At 70.8% G+C, this 21,822-nt stretch carries 18 protein-coding genes; 4 read left to right on the forward strand and 14 right to left on the reverse strand.

What is annotated here, in order from left to right:
* Window positions 1–21: 21 nt before the first annotated feature.
* The 7 genes from ACIBH1_RS33240 to ACIBH1_RS33270 all read right to left on the reverse strand — a co-directional run bounded on the left by ACIBH1_RS33240 (window position 22) and on the right by ACIBH1_RS33270 (window position 11,456).
* Window positions 22–1,728, reverse strand: a complete 1,707-nt coding sequence (locus ACIBH1_RS33240; protein ID WP_397317948.1) for an ABC transporter family substrate-binding protein — start codon at window positions 1,726–1,728, stop codon at window positions 22–24.
* Entirely contained in the window at window positions 1,725–3,785 is a 2,061-nt protein-coding gene (locus ACIBH1_RS33245; protein ID WP_397317949.1) for a dipeptide ABC transporter ATP-binding protein, read from the reverse strand. The genes ACIBH1_RS33240 and ACIBH1_RS33245 overlap by 4 nt, the downstream gene beginning before the upstream one ends.
* The gene (locus tag ACIBH1_RS33250; RefSeq protein WP_397317950.1) at window positions 3,782–4,681 is read right to left on the reverse strand and encodes an ABC transporter permease; all 900 of its coding nucleotides are present in this window, start codon (window positions 4,679–4,681) and stop codon (window positions 3,782–3,784) included. Before ACIBH1_RS33250 ends, ACIBH1_RS33245 begins: the two co-directional genes overlap by 4 nt.
* Window positions 4,678–5,661 (reverse strand): ABC transporter permease, encoded by a 984-nt coding sequence (locus ACIBH1_RS33255; protein WP_397317951.1) that lies wholly within the window; start codon window positions 5,659–5,661, stop codon window positions 4,678–4,680. The genes ACIBH1_RS33250 and ACIBH1_RS33255 overlap by 4 nt, the downstream gene beginning before the upstream one ends.
* 76 nt (window positions 5,662–5,737) lie before the next feature.
* Window positions 5,738–8,059, reverse strand: coding sequence for an AAA family ATPase (locus ACIBH1_RS33260; protein ID WP_397317952.1), 2,322 nt, complete (start codon window positions 8,057–8,059; stop codon window positions 5,738–5,740).
* A 50-nt stretch (window positions 8,060–8,109) separates the two neighbouring features.
* On the reverse strand, window positions 8,110–8,994 hold the full coding sequence (locus ACIBH1_RS33265; RefSeq protein ID WP_397317953.1) for a haloalkane dehalogenase: 885 nt from the start codon (window positions 8,992–8,994) through the stop codon (window positions 8,110–8,112).
* An 11-nt stretch (window positions 8,995–9,005) separates the two neighbouring features.
* Window positions 9,006–11,456 (reverse strand): BTAD domain-containing putative transcriptional regulator, encoded by a 2,451-nt coding sequence (locus tag ACIBH1_RS33270; RefSeq protein ID WP_397317954.1) that lies wholly within the window; start codon window positions 11,454–11,456, stop codon window positions 9,006–9,008.
* Window positions 11,457–11,651: 195 nt separating this feature from the next.
* Here ACIBH1_RS33270 and ACIBH1_RS33275 point away from each other — a divergent pair, with 195 nt between their 5' ends.
* From ACIBH1_RS33275 to ACIBH1_RS33285, 3 genes are all read left to right on the forward strand, one after another.
* Entirely contained in the window at window positions 11,652–13,175 is a 1,524-nt protein-coding gene (locus ACIBH1_RS33275; protein ID WP_397317955.1) for an MFS transporter, read from the forward strand.
* Between the two features lie 22 nt (window positions 13,176–13,197).
* Window positions 13,198–13,917 (forward strand): DoxX family membrane protein, encoded by a 720-nt coding sequence (locus ACIBH1_RS33280; protein WP_397317956.1) that lies wholly within the window; start codon window positions 13,198–13,200, stop codon window positions 13,915–13,917.
* A 140-nt stretch (window positions 13,918–14,057) separates the two neighbouring features.
* Entirely contained in the window at window positions 14,058–15,308 is a 1,251-nt protein-coding gene (locus ACIBH1_RS33285) for a glycosyltransferase (RefSeq protein ID WP_397317957.1), read from the forward strand.
* Here the strand turns inward: ACIBH1_RS33285 and ACIBH1_RS33290 are convergent.
* The 5 genes from ACIBH1_RS33290 to ACIBH1_RS33310 all read right to left on the reverse strand — a co-directional run bounded on the left by ACIBH1_RS33290 (window position 15,262) and on the right by ACIBH1_RS33310 (window position 19,495).
* Window positions 15,262–16,188: a DMT family transporter gene (locus ACIBH1_RS33290; protein WP_397317958.1), complete on the reverse strand. Its 927-nt coding sequence runs from the start codon at window positions 16,186–16,188 to the stop codon at window positions 15,262–15,264. The two genes, ACIBH1_RS33285 and ACIBH1_RS33290, sit on opposite strands and share 47 nt — an antisense overlap.
* Before the next feature lie 66 nt (window positions 16,189–16,254).
* Window positions 16,255–17,667, reverse strand: a complete 1,413-nt coding sequence (gene sthA, locus ACIBH1_RS33295; protein WP_397317959.1) for a Si-specific NAD(P)(+) transhydrogenase — start codon at window positions 17,665–17,667, stop codon at window positions 16,255–16,257.
* Window positions 17,668–17,679: 12 nt separating this feature from the next.
* On the reverse strand, window positions 17,680–17,931 hold the full coding sequence (locus ACIBH1_RS33300) for a hypothetical protein (RefSeq protein ID WP_181615460.1): 252 nt from the start codon (window positions 17,929–17,931) through the stop codon (window positions 17,680–17,682).
* The gene (locus ACIBH1_RS33305; protein WP_397317960.1) at window positions 17,931–19,046 is read right to left on the reverse strand and encodes an MFS transporter; all 1,116 of its coding nucleotides are present in this window, start codon (window positions 19,044–19,046) and stop codon (window positions 17,931–17,933) included. The genes ACIBH1_RS33300 and ACIBH1_RS33305 overlap by 1 nt, the downstream gene beginning before the upstream one ends.
* A gap of 8 nt (window positions 19,047–19,054) precedes the next feature.
* Window positions 19,055–19,495 carry a hypothetical protein gene (locus ACIBH1_RS33310; RefSeq protein WP_397317961.1) on the reverse strand — a complete coding sequence of 147 codons (441 nt, stop codon included), beginning with the start codon at window positions 19,493–19,495 and terminating at the stop codon, window positions 19,055–19,057.
* 331 nt (window positions 19,496–19,826) lie between these two features.
* Between ACIBH1_RS33310 and ACIBH1_RS33315 the strand changes: the two genes are divergently transcribed.
* Entirely contained in the window at window positions 19,827–19,997 is a 171-nt protein-coding gene (locus ACIBH1_RS33315; RefSeq protein WP_181615463.1) for a hypothetical protein, read from the forward strand.
* Window positions 19,998–20,035: 38 nt separating this feature from the next.
* Here ACIBH1_RS33315 and ACIBH1_RS33320 read toward each other — a convergent pair whose 3' ends face one another.
* Window positions 20,036–20,659 carry a pyridoxamine 5'-phosphate oxidase family protein gene (locus ACIBH1_RS33320; RefSeq protein ID WP_181615464.1) on the reverse strand — a complete coding sequence of 208 codons (624 nt, stop codon included), beginning with the start codon at window positions 20,657–20,659 and terminating at the stop codon, window positions 20,036–20,038.
* A 50-nt stretch (window positions 20,660–20,709) separates the two neighbouring features.
* Window positions 20,710–21,804 (reverse strand): PrsW family intramembrane metalloprotease, encoded by a 1,095-nt coding sequence (locus tag ACIBH1_RS33325; RefSeq protein WP_397317962.1) that lies wholly within the window; start codon window positions 21,802–21,804, stop codon window positions 20,710–20,712.
* Window positions 21,805–21,822: the final 18 nt, after the last annotated feature.

A 21,822-nucleotide genomic window follows, 5' to 3' on the forward strand; every position in this document is an offset into this window, starting at 1 on the left:
GGGGCGCCCCATGTCAGGTGGTCAGCCGGTGAAGCCGATGTCCTGGTACTTCAGGTCGTAGAAGCCGCGTGCCCCGATGTTGGCCAGGGTCTCCTTGACCGCGATGTTCTGCGGGCGCTGGTAGAGGGTGATCACGTTGACCGCCTCCCAGATCAGCTTGTCGGCGTTGTTGGTCGCCGTGCGGGCGGCAGCCACGTCGAGCTCGGCGGTGGCCTTCTTCATGGCCGCGTCGATCTCCGGCGAGCCGATGCGGCCCAGGTTGGCGTTCCACTGCTTGGTGCCGCCGGAGTCCTTGGTGGCGTTGGCGTAGATGCCGTAGCCGGAGGAGACCGGGAACGGCGTGCCGATGTAGGAGAACGCCGTCATGTCGTAGTTGCCGGGAATGATGTACTTCGTGAAGAAGTCATCGCTGGGCACCGCCTGCAGGGTGACCTTCACCCCGATCTGGCCGAGCATGTTCTGCAGCAGCTCGCCCTCCGACTTGGTCAGCTGCAGGCCCGACGGCATGACGAAGCGCAGGTTGAGCTCCTTGCCGTCCTTCATCCTGGTCTGGCCGCTCAGCTTCCACCCCGCGGTGTCCAGGGCCTGGCCCGCCTTGGCGGCGTCGTAGACGCCCAGCGGCCCGGCGTTATCCTGGTAACCCTCCTGGGTGTTCATGAAGAAGTGGTTGTTCAGCAGCGTGATCGGCCAGTCCAGGCCCTGCAGGTCGGACTGGGCGATGGCCTGGCGGTTGATGCCCATCGCGATCGCCTGGCGCACGTTCGGGTCGGAGAGCATCGGAGACTCGCCGTTGATCGTGATGTGGCGGAAGTCGGGGCCGGCCGCCTGCCGTACCACCGCGCCCTGCGTGCCCTTGGCCCGCGCGTAGCCAGGCGCGGACGGGCCGACGTCGAAGGTGTCGATCTCGCCGTTGGTGAAGGCCCCGACCAGCGAGTCGCTCTCCATCGTCGGGAAGATGATGGTGTCGAGCTTGGCCTTGTCGCCCCACCAGGTGTCGTCACGGGTGATCGTGATCGTCTTGGCGGTCTTGTCGAACGAGCCGAACTTGAACGGGCCGGCGGTGACCGGGATCTTGCTCAGCCACTCGTTGTTGAAGGAGCCGGGCGAGGCGTTGGTCGCCTTCGGGTACAGCGGCCAGAACAGCGACTGCCAGTCACCGAAGTTCTGCTTGAAGGTGATGACGACCTCGAACTGGTCCTTGCCCTGCGCCACGCTCTCGATGTCCTGGTAGCCGGTGGTGCTGGCGACCTTGTAGTCGGCGTTGCCGCCGTTCAGCGCCTTCCACTGGGCCTCGTAGTCCTCCCAGGTGATGGGGTCGCCGTTGGACCACTTGGCCTTCGGGTTCAGGGTCAGCGTGACGACCTGCTTGGGGTCGCTCGCGGTCACCTTCCCGTCGGTCAGGTAGTCGGTGTTGGGCGAGATCGCGGCCTTCTCGTCGGAGCGGAAGGGCTGCGGCAGCAGGCCGTCGATGACCTTCTTGACCATGGCCAGGTTGCCGTCGACGTGGTTCATGTTCCACTGGGTCGGGAACTCGTTGAGGCCCCAGCGCAGCGTGCCGCCGTCCTTGACCTGGTCGCGGGCGATGGGGTTGATGTCGAAGGCCTTGGTCGCATCGGCGGATCCGCCGCCGCCCGCGTTCCCCCCGCCGCTGCCTCCACTGCCGCCTCCGCCGCCGCAGCCCGCCAGGGCCAGCGAGCCGGCCACGGCGAGGACCAGGAGCTTTCTCACAATTCCTCAGCTTTCTCGGCGTAGTGGCATGCCACGCCATGATCGGTGTCGAGCTGCCGGACGCCCGGTTCGTCCTCGACGCACCGCGAACGCTCGGATTCGGAAAGGGTCTTGAACAGGGGGCATCGGGTGCGGAAGCGGCACCCCGAGGGCGGGTTGGCCGGGCTGGGCAGGTCGCCCTCCAGCAGGACCCGGCTTCTGGAACGTTCCTTCACGGGGTCGGGCAGCGGGATAGCCGACAGCAGCGCCCGGGTGTAGGGGTGCAGGGGCCGGTCGTAGACCTGGTCCACCTGGCCGATCTCGGCGACCCTGCCCAGATACATGACCGCGACCCGGTCGGCCAGGTGGCGCACCACGGCCAGGTCGTGCGCCACGAACAGGTACGACAACGACAGCCTGCGCTTGAGCTCGTCGAGCAGGTTGATCACGCCCGCCTGGATCGACACGTCGAGCGCCGAGACCGGCTCGTCGAGCAGCACCAGCTTGGGCTCCAGCGCGAGCGCGCGGGCGATGCCGATGCGCTGGCGCTGGCCGCCGGAGAAGTCCTGCGGATAGCGCGCGGCGTAGCCGGTGTCGAGGCCGACCAGGTCGAGCAGCTGGTTGATGCGCGGGCGCACGTCCTTGACCCCGTGCGTGCGCAGCGGCTCGGCCAGGATGTCGTAGACCGTCATGCGCGGGTCGAGCGAGGCCAGCGGGTCCTGAAAGACCACCTGCATGTCACGCCGTACGGCGAAGCGATCCCTGGACGACAGCTTGGCCACCTCGCGGCCCAGCACGTTGATCGAGCCGCCCATCGGCTGCGAGAGCTGCAGGATCTCCATCAGCGCGGTCGTCTTGCCGCAGCCCGACTCGCCCACCAGCCCGAGCGTCTCGCCCTCGCGGATGGTGAAGCTGATGCCGTCGACGGCGAAGACCGTGCCCACGCGCCGCTTGAACACCGCGCCCTTCATCAGCGGGTAGTGCTTCTTGAGGTCGTCGACGGCCAGCACCGGCTGCCGCACCCGCGGCTCGCCGGGAGCGGCCTCGTCGCCGGCCTGCTTGGCGTGCTTGCCCTGCGAGATCGCGTAGACCTGGGCGGGGGTCAGCTGCTTGTCGGCGATCTCGGAGGCGCGGATGCAGGCGGCCCGGTGGTCGTCGCCGTCGACCGCCTCCAGCGGCGGCTCCCCCTCGTGGCAGGCGTCGATCACCATCGGGCAGCGCGGCGCGAACGGGCAGCCGGGCGGCAGGTTCGCCGGCGAGGGCGGATTGCCCTCGATCGGCACCAGCGGCTGCTTCTCGCCCATGTCGAGCCGGGGGATGGAGCCCAGCAGGCCCATGGTGTACGGCATGCGCATGCGGTAGTAGATGTCGTCGGTCGAGCCCACCTCGACCGGCCGCCCGGCGTACATGACGAGCACCCGGTCGGCCATGCCCGCGACCACGCCCAGGTCGTGGGTGATCATCACGATGGCCGCGCCGGTCTCCTTCTGCGCCTTCTTCAGCACGTCGAGGACCTGCGCCTGGATGGTCACGTCCAGGGCGGTCGTGGGCTCGTCGCAGATGATGACGTCGGGGTCGTTCGCGATCGCCATCGCGATCACCGCGCGCTGGCGCATGCCGCCGGAGAACTCGTGCGGGAACTGCCTGGCCCGCGCGCCCGGATTGGGGATGCCCACCAGGTCGAGCAGCTCGACCGCCCGGACGTCCGCGGCCTCCCTGGAGACCTTCTGGTGCAGCCTGACGGCCTCGGCGATCTGGTCGCCGACCCGGTAGACGGGGGTGAGCGCCGACAGCGGATCCTGGAAGACCATGGAGATGGTCTTGCCGCGGAAGTCGGTGAGGATCTTCTCCTTGGCGCCGAGGATCTCGGTGCCGTGCAGCCTGACGGAGCCCTCGACCGTGGCGTACTGCGGCAGCAGCCCCATGGCCGCCAGGGAGGTGACCGACTTGCCGGAGCCGGACTCCCCCACGATGCCCAGCACCTCGCCCGGCCGTACCTCGTAGGAGACGCCGCGGACCGCGTGCACGTCGCCGAAGCGCACGTTCAGGTCGGTGACCTGCAGTACCGGTTCCGTCATGCACGTCTCCGCGAGGTGGGATCGAAGGCGTCGCGCAGCGAGTCGCCGATGAGGTTGACCGCGAGCACGAGGACCACCAGCACCGCGGCGCCGAACCAGAACGTCCAGGGGGCGTAGGTGGCGGTCTTGGCGCCGTCGGCGATGAGGCTGCCGAGCGAGACGTCGGGCGGCTGGATGCCGAAGCCGAAGTAGGACAGCGTGGTCTCCGACAGGATGGCGGCGCCCACGTTGAGGGTGGCGTCCACGATCAGCAGCGACGACATGTTCGGGATGATGTGCCGAAAGATGATCTTCGAGCTGGAGACGCCCATGAACTCGGCCGCGCGGATGAACTCGCGCTCCTTCAGCGAGACGGTCATGCCGCGGATGATCCGCGAGGTGATCATCCACATGAACAGCGCCAGCATGATCACGAACAGCACCCACGCGCCGTCGGCGAACAGCGGCGACATGATCGCCAGGATCAGAAAGCTGGGCAGCACCAGCAGCAGGCTGACGATCCACATGAGGACGCGGTCGGTCCAGCCCAGGAAGTAGCCGGCGAAGGCGCCGACGACCGCCGCGATGGCGGTGCTGATCACGCCGACGAGCAGGCCGACGATGAGCGACTTCTGCATGCCGCGCAGGGTGATGGCGTAGACGTCGGCGCCGGTCTGCGTGGTGCCCCACCAGTGGGTGCCCGACGGCGCCTGCAGGAAGGCGTTGAAGTCCTTGTCGGTGTAGGACCAGTGGCCCAGCAGCGGGCCGAAGAAGGCCAGCACGAACATCAGGGCCAGCAGCACGAAGCCGATCTGGCCCTGGCGCATGCGGAAGAACCGCTGAGCCACCACGCGCAGGCGCGAGGGCGCCTTGGGCGACTCGGCCAGTTCGGCCATCTCCTCCTCTGCGATGCTCATGAGACCCTCACTCTCGGGTCCAGGGCCGCGGTCAGCAGGTCCGACAGCAGCGAGGCGAACAGCACCGACAGGGCGGTCAGGAAGGCGATGGCGGCGACCGTGTTGACGTCGTTGGTGTTGATCGAGTTGATCAGCTGCTCGCCCAGGCCGTGCCAGCCGAAGATCTTCTCCGTGATCGTCGCGCCGACCAGCAGGGAGCCGAAGGTGAAGGCGAAGTAGGTGGCCGCGGGGATCAGCGCCGTGCGCAGGGCGTGCTTGGTCAGCGCCGCCCGCCTGGTCATGCCCTTGGCGACGGCGGTGCGGATGAAGTCGGCCCCGAGCACGTCGAGCATCATGTTGCGCTGGTAACGGCTGAAGACCGCGACCAGCGGCAGCGCCAGCGACAACGTCGGCAGGATCAGGTGCTGGATCCGGTCGAGCAGCGAGGCGAAGAAGCCGCCCTGGAATCCCGCGGAGTATTCGCCGCTGACGTAGACGATCTGGGTGCCGACCACCCCGTTGAACCACACGCCCAGCAGGATCAGCACGTTGGCCAGCACGAACACCGGGATCGACAGGACGAGGAACGATCCCATCGTGGACAGGCGGTCGAACCAGCCGTACTGCTTGACCGCCGCGTAGGCCCCGACTGCGACGCCCAGGAAGCTGCCGAAGAACAGCCCGATGATGATCAGACGGAAGGTGACGCCGGCCCTGCGCTTGAGGTCCTCGTTGACCGACTCGCCCTGCCAGGTCTTGCCGAAGTCGCCGTGGATCACGCCGCTCGCCCACGTGACGTAGCGCTCCATCAGCGGCGTCTTGTTGTTCAGGTTGAGCTCGTCGAGCCGCGCGTCGATCACCGCGGGCGGCAGCGGGGGGTTACGGCCCTGATAGTTGGCACGCGGATCGAGTGCGCTGGCGGCCAGCATGTACGCCAGACTCGTCGCGACCACGGTCAGCACGAGATAGTTGACCAGCCGACGAATCAGGAACCCCGCCATCACACCTCCGCTCAGTAGTCATAGTGCTACACCATGTAACCACTGGGCTGTGACGGAGGTTCAAGGAGGGGTCTGCTTAGCGTCCTGATAGTTCGTCGACGGCGGCGCGCACATCCTGGCTGGTGATAGTGGTCAACTGCGCCGCGCTCGCGGTGCCTTCGATCGCCGCCAGCCGTACGTCTCGCCTCATCGAGGCGCGCTCGAACAACGAGCGGGCGAAGCGCCCGTTGCCCAGGCCGTCGATCAGGCCCTCGGCGCAGATCATGCGGAAGACCTCGTCGAGGTCGGCGCGGGCCTCCTCGTCGAAGACGTCGCCCGACTGCTCGGCCAGCCTGACGGCGATGCGCGACAACTCGGCCGGCGCGTAGGACGGGAAGCGCACCCGCTGGTTGAAGCGGCTGGCCAGGCCGGGATTGGTGGCCAGGAAGGCGTCGGTCTCGCGCTCGTAGCCTGCCAGCACGATCACCAGCCGGTCGCGGTCGTCCTCGGCCCGCTTGAGCAGGGTCTGGACGGCTTCGGCACCGAACGCGTCGCCGCCCGCGTAGCCGGGGTTGACCAGGCTGTAGGCCTCGTCGATGAAGAGCACGCCGCCCAGCGCCCGGTCGACCAGCTCGTTGGTCTTGATCGCGGTCGCGCCCAGGTGCTGGCCGACCAGGTCGGCGCGCTGGGCCTCGACCACGTCGGGCCTGGCCAGCAGGCCGAGCGCGGCGAAGATGCGGCCCAGGATGCGGGCGACGGTGGTCTTGCCGGTGCCCGGCGGGCCGACGAAGACGAAGTGGCGCATCTGCGCCGGCGCGGGCAGGCCGCGCTCGTGGCGCATGCGGGCCACCTTGAGCTGGGCGGCGATGGCGTGCACCTGGCGCTTGACCGGTTCGAGTCCCGCCATGGAGTCGAGGTCGGCCAGCGCCTCCTCCAGGCTCGGCGTCGCCTGGTAGCCGCGGAAGCGGGCGGTCAGCTCGTTGAAGGCCTTGGTCACGTCGGCGACCGTGGTGGTCACCAGGTCCTCGGTGCTCGGCGTGCCGCCCGCTCCGACCACCCGCACGTCGCGGGCCTGCGCCGCCGCCTCGACCAGGCTGCGGGCGAAGCGGGCGTTGCCCAGCTCGTCGGTCAGCCCGCGGCGTTGCACGTCCTCGAAGAGGCCGAGCAGGGCGGGCCTGGCCTCGGGGGTCAGGCGGTCGCCCCTGCGCCCCTGGAGCAGCTCGGTGATCTCCAGCAGCTCGTGCGGCGCGTAGGAGGGGAACCTCACCCGCGTCGCGAACCTGCTCGACAATCCGGGGTTGGACGCCAGGAAGCCGGACATCTCCTGCTCGTAGCCGGCCAGGATGACGATAAGCCGCTCGCGGTCGTCCTCGGCGCGCTTGAGCAGGGTCTGGACCGCCTCGGAGCCGAACCGGTCGGGCTGGCCGTCGGCCGAATTGATCAGGGAGTAGGCCTCGTCGATGAAGAGCACGCCGCCCAGCGCCCGGTCGACGAGCTCGTTGGTCTTGATCGCGGTCGCGCCGAGGAACTCCCCCACCAGGTCGGCGCGCTGCGCCTCGACCACGTAGGGGGTCTCCAGCAGGCCGAAGGCGTAGAAGATCTTGGCGACGGTGCGGGCGACGCTGGTCTTGCCGGTGCCGGGCGGCCCGACGAAGACGAAGTGACGCATCGGCCGTTCGGCCGTGTAACCGGCCTCGGCCCGCAGCCGGGAGGCCTCGATGGAGGCGGCGATCGAGCGCACCTGCTCCTTGACCGGCGCCAGCCCGATCATCGCGTCGAGCTCGCCGAGGGCGTCGGCCACCGAGATGGGCGAGGGCGGGGCGTTGCGGTCGGCGGGGACCTCGGGACGCCCGTCCCTGGCCCGCACGCGCACCTGGTCCTCCGCGGTCATCTCCGCCTTGACCCGCCTGGCCACGACGAAGCGGTAGATCAGGACCGCGATCGCCACGCCGTAGCTGACCGAGATCGCGGCCATGCCCATGACCGGCATCAGCGCGGCGGCCGCCACCCCGGCGGGCACCAGCGCCATCAGCGTGGTCAGCCACGGCGGCACCCAGCCGATCAGGTGGGCGCCGACGGCCACCAGCACGCCGAGCAGGCTCAGCAACATCAGCGGCCCGGGCGCCTGGGAGATCAGGACCACCGCGAAGCCCCACGGGATCAGCACCAGGACGGTGGCGGCGGCCCGCGGGAAGTTGAGCGTGAGGGCGAGGAAGCCCAGGACGATCGCCGCGGTGACGAACGTGCCCCACAACTCCCAGCCCAGCGCCGCGCCCAGGCCGACCGTGCCCACGAGGACCACGCCGAACAGCAGCCTGCGCAGTGCCGGAGGAAGCCTGAAGTATCGCGCTCGCACCTGTTCGAACAGTTCCCGCGCCGTTGCCCGCCCGGCTTCCCGAGTCCTGTCGGAGTCCCGCATCCACGCCTCCCCGGTCCGCCCCCGGTTATACCGTAAGGCGTCCCGGCAACCTAGGAGCGGGCGATGAACGCGGCGACGTGGCGGCCCAGATCGGCTCCGGAGTCCTCCTGGAGGAAATGACCTGCCCCGGCGATGACCGGGTGCTCGACACCCTGCGCGCCGCGCATGGTCCGCTTCAGGATCGGCGCCATGCCGCCGGTGATCGGGTCGCTGTCGGAGAAGGCCACCAGGAAGGGCCGGTCGAGCTCGGTGAGGACCTGCCAGGCCGCCCGGTTGGCGGGCGCCGCCGGGTCGTCGGGCGTGGTGGGGACCAGGCCGGGCATCGCCTTCGGGCCCGCCTTGAAGCTCTCGTCGGGGAAGGGCGCGTCGTAGGCGCGCAGCACGTCCTCGGAGAGGCGGGTCCTGCAGCCTGCCTGGACGAATCTGGCGATATCCAGATTTTTCGCGTTCTGTACGGCACCGCGGAACTGATGCCACGTCTCCGGCATCGGGATGTCCCCGGTCGGCAGCCCGGTGTTGGCCGCCACGATCCTGGCCACCCGCTCCGGATGCTCGGCCGCGACGCGCAACCCGATCAGCCCGCCCCAGTCCTGCCCCAGCACCGTCATCCCGTCGAGGCCCAGGTGGTCGAGGAGCAGGCTCCTGGTCCACTCCACGTGCCGGGCATAGCTGTGGTCGGCCGGGTCGGCGGGCTTGTCGGAGCGGCCGAACCCGATCAGGTCGGGCACGATCACCCGCAGCCCCTTCAGCTCCGCGATCACGTGACGGTAGAGGAAGGACCAGCTCGGCTCGCCGTGCAGCAACACCACCGGCTCGCCGGCGCCCTCGTCGACGTAGGCCATCCGCAGCCCGTCGCCCACCTCGGCGTAATGCGGCTCGTACGGGAAGCCGGGCAGACCGGAGAATCGCTCGTCCGGAGTACGGAGGATGCGCATAGAACAAGATTCTAGCGACGCTGGTGCCTCCCGGGGAACTCACTCACCAGCACCTGCTTGGGCGTCACCCGCAGCATGTCGCCCTCCGCGACGGCCACACCCCGCACCTCCACCCAGTAGCGCCTGCGCAACACGTCGGCCGCGAACACCGCCACCCTCGGATCCCTCTCGACCGCCTCCCACACCTCCTGGCCGGCGATCAGCCGCAGCTCACCCAGGGCGCTGATCGAACCGGTGACACCCACCACCCGTGGGCCCTGCGGCTCGCCGTACGCCAGGACCACGCCCCTGGCATATGCGAACGCCTGCCGTACCTGCGGGCCGAGCGTCACCGACGCGCGGGCCTCGCCGTCGAGCCGGTCCTCGCACATCAGCAACGACGGACGCCACGGACCCGGCGCCCCCCGCCACCAGGCCCGCGCCGCGCGCACCACGAAGACCAGCACCACCGCCGCCTTCGCGCCGAGCCCGATCCGCCACCCCCACACCCAGCCCGTCAGCCCGCCCGCCGCGCACCCCGCGCCCGCCACCACCAGCAGGCCGTACGCGACCGTCAGCCACCGGTCGCCCTGCGCGCCGTCGCCCTTCCTGACGGTCCTGATCAGGACGTACGGCACCGCGAGCGCCACCACGGCCGCCCGCGGATCCACGGTCACCGCGCCCGCGGTCAGCGCCAGCTGGGCCGACCAGGCCCTTCCCACCAGGATCCAGCGCGTCACCACGGCGTTGCGCCGCGCCATCCGCTCCTGCGGCACCAGGGCGAACTGCTCCAGCGCCCGGCCCGCGCGGCCACGCCACGTCTCGGCCAGCAGCCGCACCACCGCCAGCGCGGGCCAGCCCAGCACGACGATCCCCGCCAGACCCGCCCACAACGGATCCAGCACCGGGTCCAGGCCCGCCACCGGCAGGACCAGCCACGCCGCGAACGCCGCCACCGACAACACCGCCGACGCCACCGACGTGCCCAGCCACGGATCGCGAGCCACCATCGCGGGGACGTACGGCCAGACCGCCACCCTCCTGACCTGCCTGATCGTCACCGGCACCAGCGCCACCAGCACCGCGACCCCGGCCAGCCTCGCCTGCCCGCCCCGGTCGAACCCCAGCGCCGCCACGGCCACCGCCAGCGTCGTCACCGCCAGGAGCAGCCTGACCTGGCGGCTCCACACCTCCAGCGCGCGCCGGGTCCGTCCCGTAAGGCGCGGATCGACCGGCCAGGCCGGGTCGTGGTGCGCTCTGGAGCGCTCCCACCGCAGCAGCGCCAGGCCCAGGTTGATGCGCGCCTGGGCGTGACCGGGGGTGGGCGGCTGCCTGTCCGGAGCCCCTCGCCGGCTCCGGATGCCTCGCCAACCGCCCCACCCCCGACCGCCGCCCCCTGGGGGGCCTGGTGGTCCTCCGGAGAGGGCCGGGGGCACCCCTGAGGCCCCCGGCCCTCCCCTCGGGCCACCTGGCGGCACGCCCACCGGCCCAGCGGGCGCACCACCAGGCTGTCTCGGGATGCCGGACGATTCGGACCGTTCCGCCACGTCCTGCGGCGGCCGCGGATCGGGCTGCCGCGGATCAGGTGGGCGCGGGTCAGGCAGGCGCGGGTCGGGCGGGCGCGGGTCCAGGGGCTCGTAGTCGCCCGGTGCAGGGCGCTGGGCCGGGACGCCTGGCCACTGGACGCCGGGCGGATCGTCACTCGGCCACGCCCGCCGCCCCGCCCCGCCGACCGCCTCCCCGCGCCCCTCACCACGCACGGGGCCGTTGGAGCCCGCGCCACGCCCTTCACCACGCGCTGAGCCGCCGGAGCCCGCGCCACGGCCTTCACCACGCGCCGGGCCCCGGGCGCTCGGCCCGCCACGTGCGGTGCCGCCGGGGCCCGCGCCTCGCCCCTCACCACGCGCCGCGCCTTTGCGGGCGCCGGGGCGGGGGTCGGGTGTGGCGGGAAGGCCAGGTGGTCCCTGAGGGCCGGGCAGGTCGGGCCGCCCCGGGAAGCCCTGCGGGCCTGCCCGTCCCGAACCCCCCACGTCCCCCGACGCCAGCGCGAGTGCCGCCAGGTAGCCCTCCACCGCCTCCCGATGCTCTCCCCGCACCAGCGCCAGGTCCGCCAGCAGCACGCGCGGGTCCGGCTCCTCCGGGGCGAAGCGGGCCGCCAGGACGGCGTGGGCGAGTGCCTCCTCCCACTGCCCGGGCTGGTGCCGCAGCACGGAGGCCAGGCGCAGGCGGGCGGGCCACGAGCCGGGCGCCAGCCGTACGGCCTCGCGGGCGGGGGCGACGGCGTCGGCGCCGCGCCCGAGCCGGGTGAGGGCCAGGCTGACCAGCCGCTGGCCCCATTCGTTGAGCGGGTCCAGGTCGACGGCGGCGGTGGCGGCGCGGAGGGCCGCCTCGGGGCGGCCGGTGTTCAGGCTGATGACGGCCAGGTCGCACCAGGCACGCGGGTTGTCGGGCTCGTCGTCCTCCTCGGTCCCGTCAGCGCCCATGAATTCATGATCGCCCCGGGAGGAAACGATGCATAGATCCCGACATATCCCTGTATCTCTCTAGAGAGGTGGATCGCTCGATCCGGCTGTGCCGAGGGGTGGCTATCGCCTAAGCTGCCACGCAAGCCGGGGCCGCCAGGCCCACGACGCCTGGGCTGTCAGGCCCGGCATGACCGCCGAGCAGGAGGAGTGGCCGTGACCCTTGTGGCCGCACCGACGACCCGGCGTCCCCCGGTGGCGCACAGGAGCAGGTGGGCGGTGCTCGTCCTGCTCTGCACGAGCCTGCTGCTGATCACCGTCGACGCGACGGTGCTCCACATCGCCGTCCCGGCGCTGACCGCCGCGCTGCAGCCGTCGGCGGTCCAGCTGCTCTGGATCATCGACGTCTACTCCCTGGTCGTGGCACCGCTCCTGATCATGTTCGGCGCCCTGGGCGACCGCTACGGCAGGAAACCCCTGGTCCTGGCCGGTCTGGCGGTGTTCGGCGTCGCGTCGGCCGCCGCCGCGGCGGCTCCGAATGCCGGCCTGCTGATCCTGGCCAGGGCGCTGCTCGGCGTGGGCGGCGCGATGATCATGCCCGCCACGCTCTCGATCATCCGCCAGGTCTTCACCGACCGGCGCGAGCGCGCCATCGCCCTGGGCGTCTGGAGCGCGGTCGCCGCGGCGGGCGCGGCCGTCGGACCGCTGATCGGCGGCCTGCTGGTGGGCATCTGGTGGGGCGCGGTCTTCCTCATCAACGTGCCGATCCTGCTGGTGCTGCTCCCCGCCGCCGCGCGCCTGCTGCCCGACAGCACCCGGCAGCGCGTGCGGGCCTGGGACTCCCTGAGCGCCGTGTTGTCGGTGGCGGGCATCCTGGCCGTGGCGTTCGGGCTGAAGGAGGCCGGCTCCGGCCACCTGCTGCCGCTCTCCTTCTCCCTGTCGATCGCCGCGCTGGGCGTGGCGCTGCTGGTGTGGTTCGTGCGCCGCCAGCAGAGCAGGCCGGAGCCGCTGCTCGACCTGAGCCTGTTCCGCAGCCGGTCCTTCGCCACCGGCGTGGCGGGCGTGCTGCTGGGCGTCTTCGCGCTGGTGGGGCTGCAGCTGATGCTGGCCCAGTATCTCCAGCTCGTCCTCGGCGACAGCCCCTCCCAGGCCGCGGTGCGCATGCTGCCGCTGGTGCTGGCGGCGATCTCGGGCGGCCTCATCGCCGCCCACCTGCTGCCCAGGCTGGGCATGCGCGCCACCATGAGCGGCGGGCTCGGCCTGGTGGCGCTCTCGCTGACCCCGACTCTCGGGTGGGGCGTCGAGGGCCACCCGGTGATGCTGGCGCTCTGCTTCATCGGCATCGGCTTCGGCGTGCAGGTCGCCCTGCTGGCCGCCTCCGACACGATCATGTCGTCGGTTCCCGAGCCGAAGGCCGGGGGCGCCGCCGCCATCGAGGAGACCGCCTACGAGCTGGGCGCCGGCATGGGAGTGGCGGTGCTCGGCACGATCACCACGATCTCCTACGCCCCGGCGCTGCATCCCGTCCCCGGCGTGAAGCCCACCGACATGGACCAGGCCAGGCAGTCGCTGGCCAGCGCCAAGGCCGTCGCCGACCAGGTCGGCGGCACGCCGGGCCACGCGTTGATGGAGGCCGCCCGATGGGCCTTCGTCAACGCCCTGCACACCACCGTGGTGGTGAGCGTCGTCCTGTTGAGCGCCACAGCCGTGGCCGTCGCCATGCTGCTCAGGCGTGATTGAAACAGTCATATAAGGGCAAAAGATGACCGTGAAGCAGGCCCTCCACGACATCGCCGCGCTCGTCGCCCGATTAGGGGTCGGCGGGATCTTCTTCGCGAACGGCTGGCTCAAGCTGGAAGAAGGTCTGCGCGCCACCGGCCGGCGTTTCGCCGAGCAGGGCGCGCCCGTCCCCGACATCTGGGCGACCGTCACCATGATGACGGAGCTCATCGGCGGTGCGTTACTGATAGCAGGACTGGTCGTCTCGGTGACCGGTCTGGTGCTCTTCGTCGAAGCCCTGGCGGTCTTCTTGATCGCCCGTCCGCTCAATCCCGTCGACATCAACGAGATCATCCTGCTCGGGGTCGCCGCGCTGCTGCTGGCGGTCGTGGGCGCCGGACGGGTCTCGGTCGACCACATGGTGGTGATCCGGCGGAGGGAATCGGCCGCCGAGGCGGAGTTCGCGGCCGACCGCGACGCCGACGCCGTCATCGACTCCCTGCGCGAGCCCGACGATCCGCGCCGCGCCTCCCCGCAGGAGCAGCCGACCGAGGAGTCGCCGCCGACCGTGGAGTCGCCGCGGCCGCCCAGGCAGCGGCGCACCGGTGAGAGCCGCAAGCCCGACGAGTTCCGCTCGGAGGATCCGGGGCTGGAGGACACCGCACCGCATCCTCTGCCGGCCGACAAGCCCGCCCCTGGCGACACCCTGGTGGCCGGGCGCAAGAAGCCGTCGACCAGGACCAGGACCAAGACGGACGAGTGAGCGAGGGCAACAAAAAAGGCGGAGAGAAACTCCCTGCCACTTTCAAGCTATAGCGCACCCCGGGGCTTGCGGCAAGCCCCCCGTCATGTCGCAGGATGGACGGCCGAGGCCACAACCTGCGACAACGGGAGGTTCGGGCGGTGCGTGTACTGCTGTCGACATTCGGATCACGCGGGGACGTCGAGCCGCTGGCGGCGCTCGCGGTGCGATTGAATGAGGCCGGCGCGGAGGTGCGGATCTTCGCCCCGCCGGACGAGGAGATCGAGCGGCTGCTGGCCGGCGCTGGCGTGCCGCAGACGCCGTTCGGCCCCTCGGTCCGCTCGCTGGTGACCGGGGCCAGGCCGCCGTCGCCCGACACGGCGTTCCGGCTCGCGCGCGACCTGGTCGCCGAGCGTTTCGCCATGCTCGGCGAGGCGGCCGAGGGCTGTGACGCGGTGGTGGCGACCGGCCTGATGCCGATCGGCGCCCGGTCGGTCGCCGAGAAGCTGGGCGTGCCGTACGTGTGCGCGGCCTTCACGCCCATCGGGCTGCCGTCGCCGCACCATCCGCCGGGCCGCAGGCCGGGCCCTCCGCCGCCGCCCGAGGTGACGGGCAACAAGGAGCTGTGGGAGTTCGACGCGCAGCGGGTCGCCGAGATGTACGGCGAGGCGCACAACGAGCAGCGCTCGGCGATCGGTCTGCCGCCTATCGGCGACCACCGCGACCACGCTCTCACCGGCCGGCCGTGGCTGGCGGCCGATCCCACCCTGTGCCCGTGGCAGGAGCAGCCCGGTCACGACGTCGTGCAGACCGGGACGTGGATCCTGCGCGACGAGCGCCCCCTCCCTGCCGAGCTGGAGGCCTTCCTGGAAGCCGGGGCGCCACCGGTGTACGTCGGATTCGGCAGCATGGCTGTGCGTGACGCGCCCGACGTCGCCCGGGTGGCGGCCGCCGCGGTACGCGCGCACGGCCGCCGCGTGGTCCTCGCCAGCGGCTGGGCGGGTCTGGCACTCGACGGCGAGGAGGGCGACTGCCTGGTCGTGGGCGAGGTCAACCATCAGGCGCTGTTCCCCCGGGTGGCCGCCGTCGTGCATCACGGCGGCGCGGGCACCACGGCCGCGGCCGCCCTGGCGGGGGCTCCCCAGGTGGTGGTCCCCCAGGTGGCCGACCAGCCGTACTGGGCGGGCAGGGTGGCGGCGCTGGGCATCGGCGCCGCCCACGACGGGCCCGTCCCGACGGTGGAGTCGCTGTCGGCCGCGCTCGGGGGGGCGCTGACGCCGGAGACCGCGGTCCGCGCCAAGGTCGTGGCGGGAGGCTTCCTGACCGACGGGGCGCGGACGGCGGCGACGCTGTTGCTGGAGACGATCAGTCGGGGACGGCCGCCAGGTGGCGCCGGGAGCGCGGGCGGATGAGCCCCTGCGTGACGGCGATGGCCAGCAGCACGATCAGCGCGCCGACCGGCTGGTTCCACGACAGGCTCTCGTCCAGGAACACCACCCCTGAGACGGTGGCGAAGACCGGCAGCAGGTAGGTGACGGTGGAGGTCGTGGTCACTCCCGCGCGGGCCTGGACCCAGTAGAGCAGCAGGTAGGCCAGCCCCGTGCCCAGGCCGCCGAGGGCGAGCAGGCTCCACCACACGGGGGCGGGGACGCTCAGGTCGACCAGCGGCACGCCCGCGACGAGGGTGATCACGGCCAGCTGCACGGTGCCGCTGACAAGCTGGCCGGTGGCGAGCACCATGGGTGGTTCCGACCGGCGGCCGGTCAGGAAGCGTCCCATGTAGGCGCCACCGACGCCGTAGCTGAGCGCGGCGCCGAAGCAGGCGAGGCTGCCGGCGAGCTGCCCGCCCTGGAGCGGCTGCCAGACGCCGAGGACGACCATGACTCCGGCGAAGCCGAGGCCGAGTCCGGTCATGCGGGTGGCGGTGGCCTTCTCCGAGCCGAGCAGGAGGGTGAAGGCGAGGGTGCAGAGCGGGGTGGTGGCGTTCCAGATGGCGGCGACCACGGACGACACGTACTGCTCGCCGTACGCGAACAGGGTGAAGGGCACGGTCGTGGCGACGACGGAGACCACCTGGAAGTGGCCCCACAGCCGGGGGTCGCGGGGCAGCGAGAGGCGGCCGGCGAGCAGGACGACGAGCAGGACGCTCGCGCCGATCAGCATGCGGCCGAAGGAGACCTGGAGGGGGTGGAGGGCGCCGACGGCGATCTTGATGAAGAAGAAGCTGTTGCCCCAGATGGCCGCCAGCACGAGGAACGCCGGCAGCCATCGCCCGACATGTGAGATTTGCACGGGTCAGGAGCGTAGCGACCCATGGGTCCTCACCCGTAGGGAGATCTCCCTATTTCACGGGCACGGTCAGCTCTGCTCGGCCGTGAGGCGGGCGATCACCCGCATCTTGTTCATCGCGTCCAGCGCCGCGACCTTGTACGACTCGGCCAGGGTCGGATAGTTGAACACCGCGTTGACCAGGTAGTCGACGGTGCCGCCGCATCCCATCACCGTCTGGCCGATGTGGACGAGCTCGGTGGCCCCGGTGCCGAAGACGTGGACGCCGAGCAGGCGCCGGTCCTCCGAGGAGACCAGGAGCTTGAGCATGCCGTAGGAGTCGCCGATGATCTGGCCGCGGGCCAGCTCGCGGTAGCGGGAGATGCCCACCTCGAAGGGGATCTTGTCACGGGTGAGGTCGTCCTCCGACTTCCCGACGAAGCTGATCTCCGGGATCGTGTAGATGCCGATCGGCGGCAGGTCGCCCAGGCCCTCGACGGGTTCGCCGCAGGCGTGCTGGGCGGCGAGCCTGCCCTGTTCCATGGAGGTGGCGGCCAGGGCCGGGAAGCCGATGACGTCGCCGACGGCGTAGATGTGGGGCACGGTGGTGGCGTAGTTGGCGTCGACCGTGATGCGGCCCCGGGTGTCGGCCTCCAGGCCCGCGGCCTCCAGGCAGAGCTCGGCCGTCTTGCCCTGGCGGCCGGCGGAGTACATGACGCAGTCGGCGGGGATCTTCTTGCCGCTCTCCAGGATCGTCAGCGCCACGCTCCCCCGGCGTTCGACGGCGGCCACGTTCTCGCCGAAGCGGAAGGTGACGGCCAGGTCGCGCAGGTGGTACTTCAGCGCCTCGACGATCTCCAGGTCGCAGAACTCCAGCATGCGCTCGCGCCGCTCGACGACGGTGACCTTGGTGCCGAGGGCGGCGAACATGGAGGCGTACTCGATGCCGATGACGCCCGCGCCCACCACCACGAGCGTCTCGGGCACGCGGTCGAGGTGCAGGATCGCGTCGGAGTCGATGATGGTCCTGTCGTCGAAGTCGACGCTGTCCGGCCGGGCGGGCGAGGTGCCGGTCGCGATGATGATCTTCTCGGCGGTGACCTTGCGTTCCTCGTCCTCCTCGGAGGTGATGCCGATCGTGTGGGCGTCGAGGAACCGCCCGGTGCCCTGCAGTACGGTGACCCGGTTGCGGCCGAGCTGGCTGCGGATGACCTGGATCTCGCGCCCGATCACGTGCTGGGTGCGCATGCCCAGGTCGGCGACGGTGATCTCTTCCTTGACCCGGTAGCTGGCGCCGTAGAGCTCACGCTGGTTGAGGCCGGTCAGGTAGAGCACGGCCTCGCGCAGCGTCTTGGAGGGGATGGTGCCGGTGTTGATGCACACGCCGCCGAGCATGTGCCGTTTCTCGACGATGGCGACCCGCCTGCCGAGCTTGGCCGCGGCGATGGCCGCTTTCTGCCCGCCGGGGCCAGAACCGAGGACTAGGACGTCGAAGTCGGTCACATCGTCAGTGTGCTATGCCGATGCCTGGGCGGGAACCCTGTCGACGATCGCGTTCGAGCCGGCCTCGCGCGCGCAGTGGGCGCAGCAGTACCAGGTCCGGTCCACCTCCACCCCGTGCCCGATGACCTTGGCTCCGCAGTGTTCGCAGATCGGCGCCATGGCCTGGATCGCGCACTGGAAGGAGTCGAAGGTGTGCACGACGCCCTGGGCGTGCACCTCGAAGCTCATGTCGTAGTCGTTTCCGCAGGTCTCGCAGGCAGCCATCATGTCCTCCCTTTCGACACGGGCATACCCTCGCGAAACCAGCGAATGCCCAGGGGCAGGGCAAACAATCCCAGCAGGGCCATGGCGTACGGCAGGCCGACGGCGGTGGTGAGGCCGGCGACCAGCAGCGGGCTGATGACGAATCCCGCGTAGGAGACGGTCGAGACGGCCGAGACCATGGTGCCGCGGTGGTCGCCCTCGGCGGCCTTGCTGAGCAGCGCGGGAACCACCGGCCCGAGCGCCAGCCCGGTCACGGCGAAGCCCGCGATCGACAACCACGGCACCGGGGCGAGCGCGGCCAGCACGATGCCGCCGCCCCCGCCGATGAACGACAGCAGGTACAGCGGACGCATGCCTAGCCGGGGCATGGCCTGCACCGCGAGCCGCCCGACGGTCAGGCAGAGCATGTAAGCGGCGGGCGCCGTGCTCGCCAGCAGGACCGGCGCGTGGCGCTCGTGCTCCAGCAGGAGGACCGACCACTGCTCGACGGAGTTCTCGATGATGAGCGTGCATCCGGCGATGCCCCCGAGGAGGAGGGCGGCGTGCCAGGCCTTGCCGCCGCCCGCCTTCTCCGCGGCGGGCACCGGGCCGTCGCGCATCGGCAGCCGGGCGAGCGAGAGCGCCGACAGGATGATGACGGCCGCGATCACGCCGAGGGTCTCCTGGAGGCCGAGGCCCAGCTCGCGGGCGAGCCCGGTGGCGGGCGCCGCGACGATCACCGCCACCGGGAAGGCGGCGTGCACCGGCTGGAACAGGCGCCTGCCGCTCTCCCGCTCGGCGCGCCCGATGGTGAGGTTGAGCGCCACGTCGAGCGCGCCGCTGGTGACACCGATGATCACAAGGATCACGCCCAGCCCGAAGGGCGTCTCGACCGTGCCGATGGCCAGGACGGCCAGGGCGAAGCCGACGGTCGAGATCGCCAGAGCCGTGCGCTCCCTGCCCCTGGCCAGCCGCCCGGTGAGCGCCATCGCCGGGATCGCTCCGAGCGGCACGGCGGTCAGGGCGAGGCCGAGTCCGGCGGTCGTGGTGCCGAGATCCGCCTTCACGAGCGGAAGCAGGGCGGACCACGACCCCCAGAAGACCCCCCAGGCGGCGCAGACCAGGATTAAGGGCATGGGGTCGATCATGCCTTACGGGACTGGGCCTGCCCCCGCTTGGTCCAGCTTCCGTCCGGCTTGATGTATCGCTTGGCGAACCACTTCTTGAACTGGCGCAGCGCGGTCAGCGAGTCGTCGGCGTACTTGATCTTGTTCGGGTCGTAGAGCCCCAGCCTCCGGTAGGCGAGCAGCTGGCCGTGGGCGGTGAGCTCGGTGCGCGCCGCCGGCGTGTGACCGTTGACGAGCCCCAGCCACGCGACGCCCTTGCGGGTCAGCTTGCCGGCGGCGTCGATGATGCCGTAGTGGCAGAAGAAGCGGTTCTGCTTGCGCGCGACCGCCGGGTCGGAGGGGTATTCGATCCTGTTGTGGTCGAGGCGGCAGCCGGCCGCCGTGGCCGGGGTGGCGAGCACCGCCCCGCCCGTGAGCAACGTACTGGTGATCGCCATGAGGGCGAGAGCCTTTCGCATGGGGTCACCGTCGCATCCGCCCGCGGCGGTGAGCCCGCAGCCACTCCACGGCTGTGTAACAAAAGACAGTAATCGTAGAAATACGTTGAGCGAGCATCGCAGCCCTGATTAAGTAGCCACCATTCGCCAGCTACACGGCAAGGGGGGCAAGACCCATGAGGCGTATCAGGATCGTCAAGACGCCCGTCAAGCAGCGACCGACCCGCGATACTGCCCTTGACCTGCGCACGCCGTCAGGTCGACGCCTGCCGTACTAGGGTTAACGCTGACCTTACGGCAACTGGGGTAGATAGACTCTTAGTAACAAAAGCATCACGTCGGGGGGCTGGGCATGGAGAGGCTTGTGGTGGTGCCACCACGTGTCGCGCGGCACAAGGTTCGCGACATCCAGGCGGAAGAGCGCACCGCGACCTCCCAGCCCGATCCCAAGGTCGTCGATCTGAGCGCCTACAGCGGGCGCAACGTGATCCCCTTCCCCGACGGGCCGACGCCCGCCGCCTGAGGTCGTCCCTCGGTACGGCAGGCGTACGGCACGCGCGATCAGGCCTGGTAGAGCTTCTTGTTGTAGACCTCGGCCGAATAGTAGTGCTCGAGAGCCTCCAGCGATTCGCCGGTCGGCTGCAGCTCATTGGTCAGCTTGGCGTGCGTGGGCAGGGTGTCGCCCCACGTCTCGGGCTTCCAGATCGACGAGCGGATCATGGCCTTGCCGCAGTGCAGGAAGATCTGCTCGATCTCCACCACCAGCGCCAGGTGCGGGCGGTGGCCCTTGACGATCAGCTCGTCGAAGAAGAAGGCGTCGCGCACGAGGCGGGCGCGCCCGTTGATGCGCAGCGTCTCGTTGCGCCCGGGGATCATGTAGATGAGCCCGACGTGCGGGTTGGAGAGCACGTTGAGCCAGCCGTCGGCGCGCCTGTTGCCGGGGCGGTCGGGGATGGCGATCGTCGTGTCGTCGATCACGTAGGTGAAGCCCGCCGGGTCGCCCTTGGGCGAGACGTCGCAGTTGCCGTCGGCGTCCGACGTGGCGATGAGGCAGAACGGGGCGTTGGCCAGCCACTCGCGGTCACGCGGGTGGAGCTTCACACGCTCCTTGGCGGCGGCGCGGGGCATGACCTCGCCCAGGAGGTCTCGGAGTTCTTCTGCGGATTCAATCTCCACCCAGGTCATGAAAATCCTCTTCTGTAGGGGTATTCCCATTGTCGAGGAAAGCGGTGCGCTTACCAGCACCGGGTGGCCGCCATCACTCCCAGCAACGCGTCGCGCTCGGCCGTGAACACCGTGACTGGCATGCCTTCCCGATCCGCCCGCTCGTGCAGCATGACCAGCTCGGTGGCGGCCTGCTGGTAGTCGGCCATCGCCCTGCCGTACCCCTTGCCCTTGGCCCAGACGCGCGCCCGGCGGCGGGCGGGCAGCGAGCCGAGCATGGCCTGGTCCTGTGGCGAGACCAGCCCGGTGCCCTGGTAGCCGGGCAGGTGGCGACCCATGCGCGCGACCAGGGCCCGGCGCTCGCGCACGGTCACCGTCACCAGCCCGACGATGGCCAGCAGGAGCACCCCGTAGACGACGGCCAGGCCGGGCAGGGAACCGAGCGTGGCCATCGCGTTCCACGCGCCGTGCAGCAGGATCGCGGCCAGGTAGCCGAGCGGGATCGCCGCCCACCGCATCGGCGTGCGCCGGGTCGCGGCGTAGGCCACGCCGATCCCGATCATCGAGGTGTAGATCGGGTGGCCCAGCGGGGCGATGATCCCGCGCACGATGAACAGGCCGAACGCGCCCTCCGTGCCGTTCTCGGTGTAGGCGGTCAGGTAGTAGCCCACGTTCTCCACCGCCGCGAAGCCGAGCCCGGACATCGAGGCGTAGATGATGCCGTCGGTCAGCCCGTGCACCTCGCGGCGGTGGCGCAGCATGAGCGGGAGCAGCACCAGGCCCTTGAGCGCCTCCTCGATGACCGGCGCCATCACGATCGCGCTCAGCCCGTCGAGCGCGACCTCGGGCCCGGCCGCGTTCTGGATCAGGCCCTCGCTCACGCCGTGCACGAGCAGGGTCAGCACCACCGCCACGCCGCCGCCCCAGGCGAAGGCGTAGATCAGGTTGAGCCTCGGCTCCGGCTCCAGGCGGTCGAGGGCGAGCACCGCCGCCAGCAGCACCGGCAGCGGCGCGACGCCGAGCAGGAGCGACAGGCCGAAGCCCACCGTGCCGCCGGACAGCAGCAGGCCCGCCAGGACCAGCGCCATGCACAGGCTCGACAACACCAGGGCGACGATCAGCCCGATGGCCGGGCGGGGAGGCAGGACCGGCGGGCGGTGGATCAACGGCGTGCCTTTCTGCGG

The sequence above is a fragment of the Nonomuraea sp. NPDC050663 genome, assembly GCF_044456985.1.
GTDB lineage: Bacteria > Actinomycetota > Actinomycetes > Streptosporangiales > Streptosporangiaceae > Nonomuraea.

Bases quoted from the DNA above. Each gene is read 5' to 3' on its own strand.
- ACIBH1_RS33320 (WP_181615464.1), bottom strand. From the start codon at position 20,659: ATGACCTGGGTGGAGATTGAATCCGCAGAAGAACTCCGAGACCTCCTG.
- ACIBH1_RS33255 (WP_397317951.1), bottom strand. From the start codon at position 5,661: ATGGCGGGGTTCCTGATTCGTCGGCTGGTCAACTATCTCGTGCTGACC.
- ACIBH1_RS33270 (WP_397317954.1), bottom strand. From the start codon at position 11,456: ATGGGCGCTGACGGGACCGAGGAGGACGACGAGCCCGACAACCCGCGT.
- ACIBH1_RS33315 (WP_181615463.1), top strand. From the start codon at position 19,827: ATGGAGAGGCTTGTGGTGGTGCCACCACGTGTCGCGCGGCACAAGGTT.
- ACIBH1_RS33250 (WP_397317950.1), bottom strand. From the start codon at position 4,681: ATGAGCATCGCAGAGGAGGAGATGGCCGAACTGGCCGAGTCGCCCAAG.
- ACIBH1_RS33310 (WP_397317961.1), bottom strand. From the start codon at position 19,495: ATGCGAAAGGCTCTCGCCCTCATGGCGATCACCAGTACGTTGCTCACG.
- ACIBH1_RS33280 (WP_397317956.1), top strand. From the start codon at position 13,198: ATGACCGTGAAGCAGGCCCTCCACGACATCGCCGCGCTCGTCGCCCGA.
- ACIBH1_RS33305 (WP_397317960.1), bottom strand. From the start codon at position 19,046: ATGCCCTTAATCCTGGTCTGCGCCGCCTGGGGGGTCTTCTGGGGGTCG.
- ACIBH1_RS33300 (WP_181615460.1), bottom strand. From the start codon at position 17,931: ATGGCTGCCTGCGAGACCTGCGGAAACGACTACGACATGAGCTTCGAG.
- ACIBH1_RS33260 (WP_397317952.1), bottom strand. From the start codon at position 8,059: ATGCGGGACTCCGACAGGACTCGGGAAGCCGGGCGGGCAACGGCGCGG.
- ACIBH1_RS33245 (WP_397317949.1), bottom strand. From the start codon at position 3,785: ATGACGGAACCGGTACTGCAGGTCACCGACCTGAACGTGCGCTTCGGC.
- ACIBH1_RS33265 (WP_397317953.1), bottom strand. From the start codon at position 8,994: ATGCGCATCCTCCGTACTCCGGACGAGCGATTCTCCGGTCTGCCCGGC.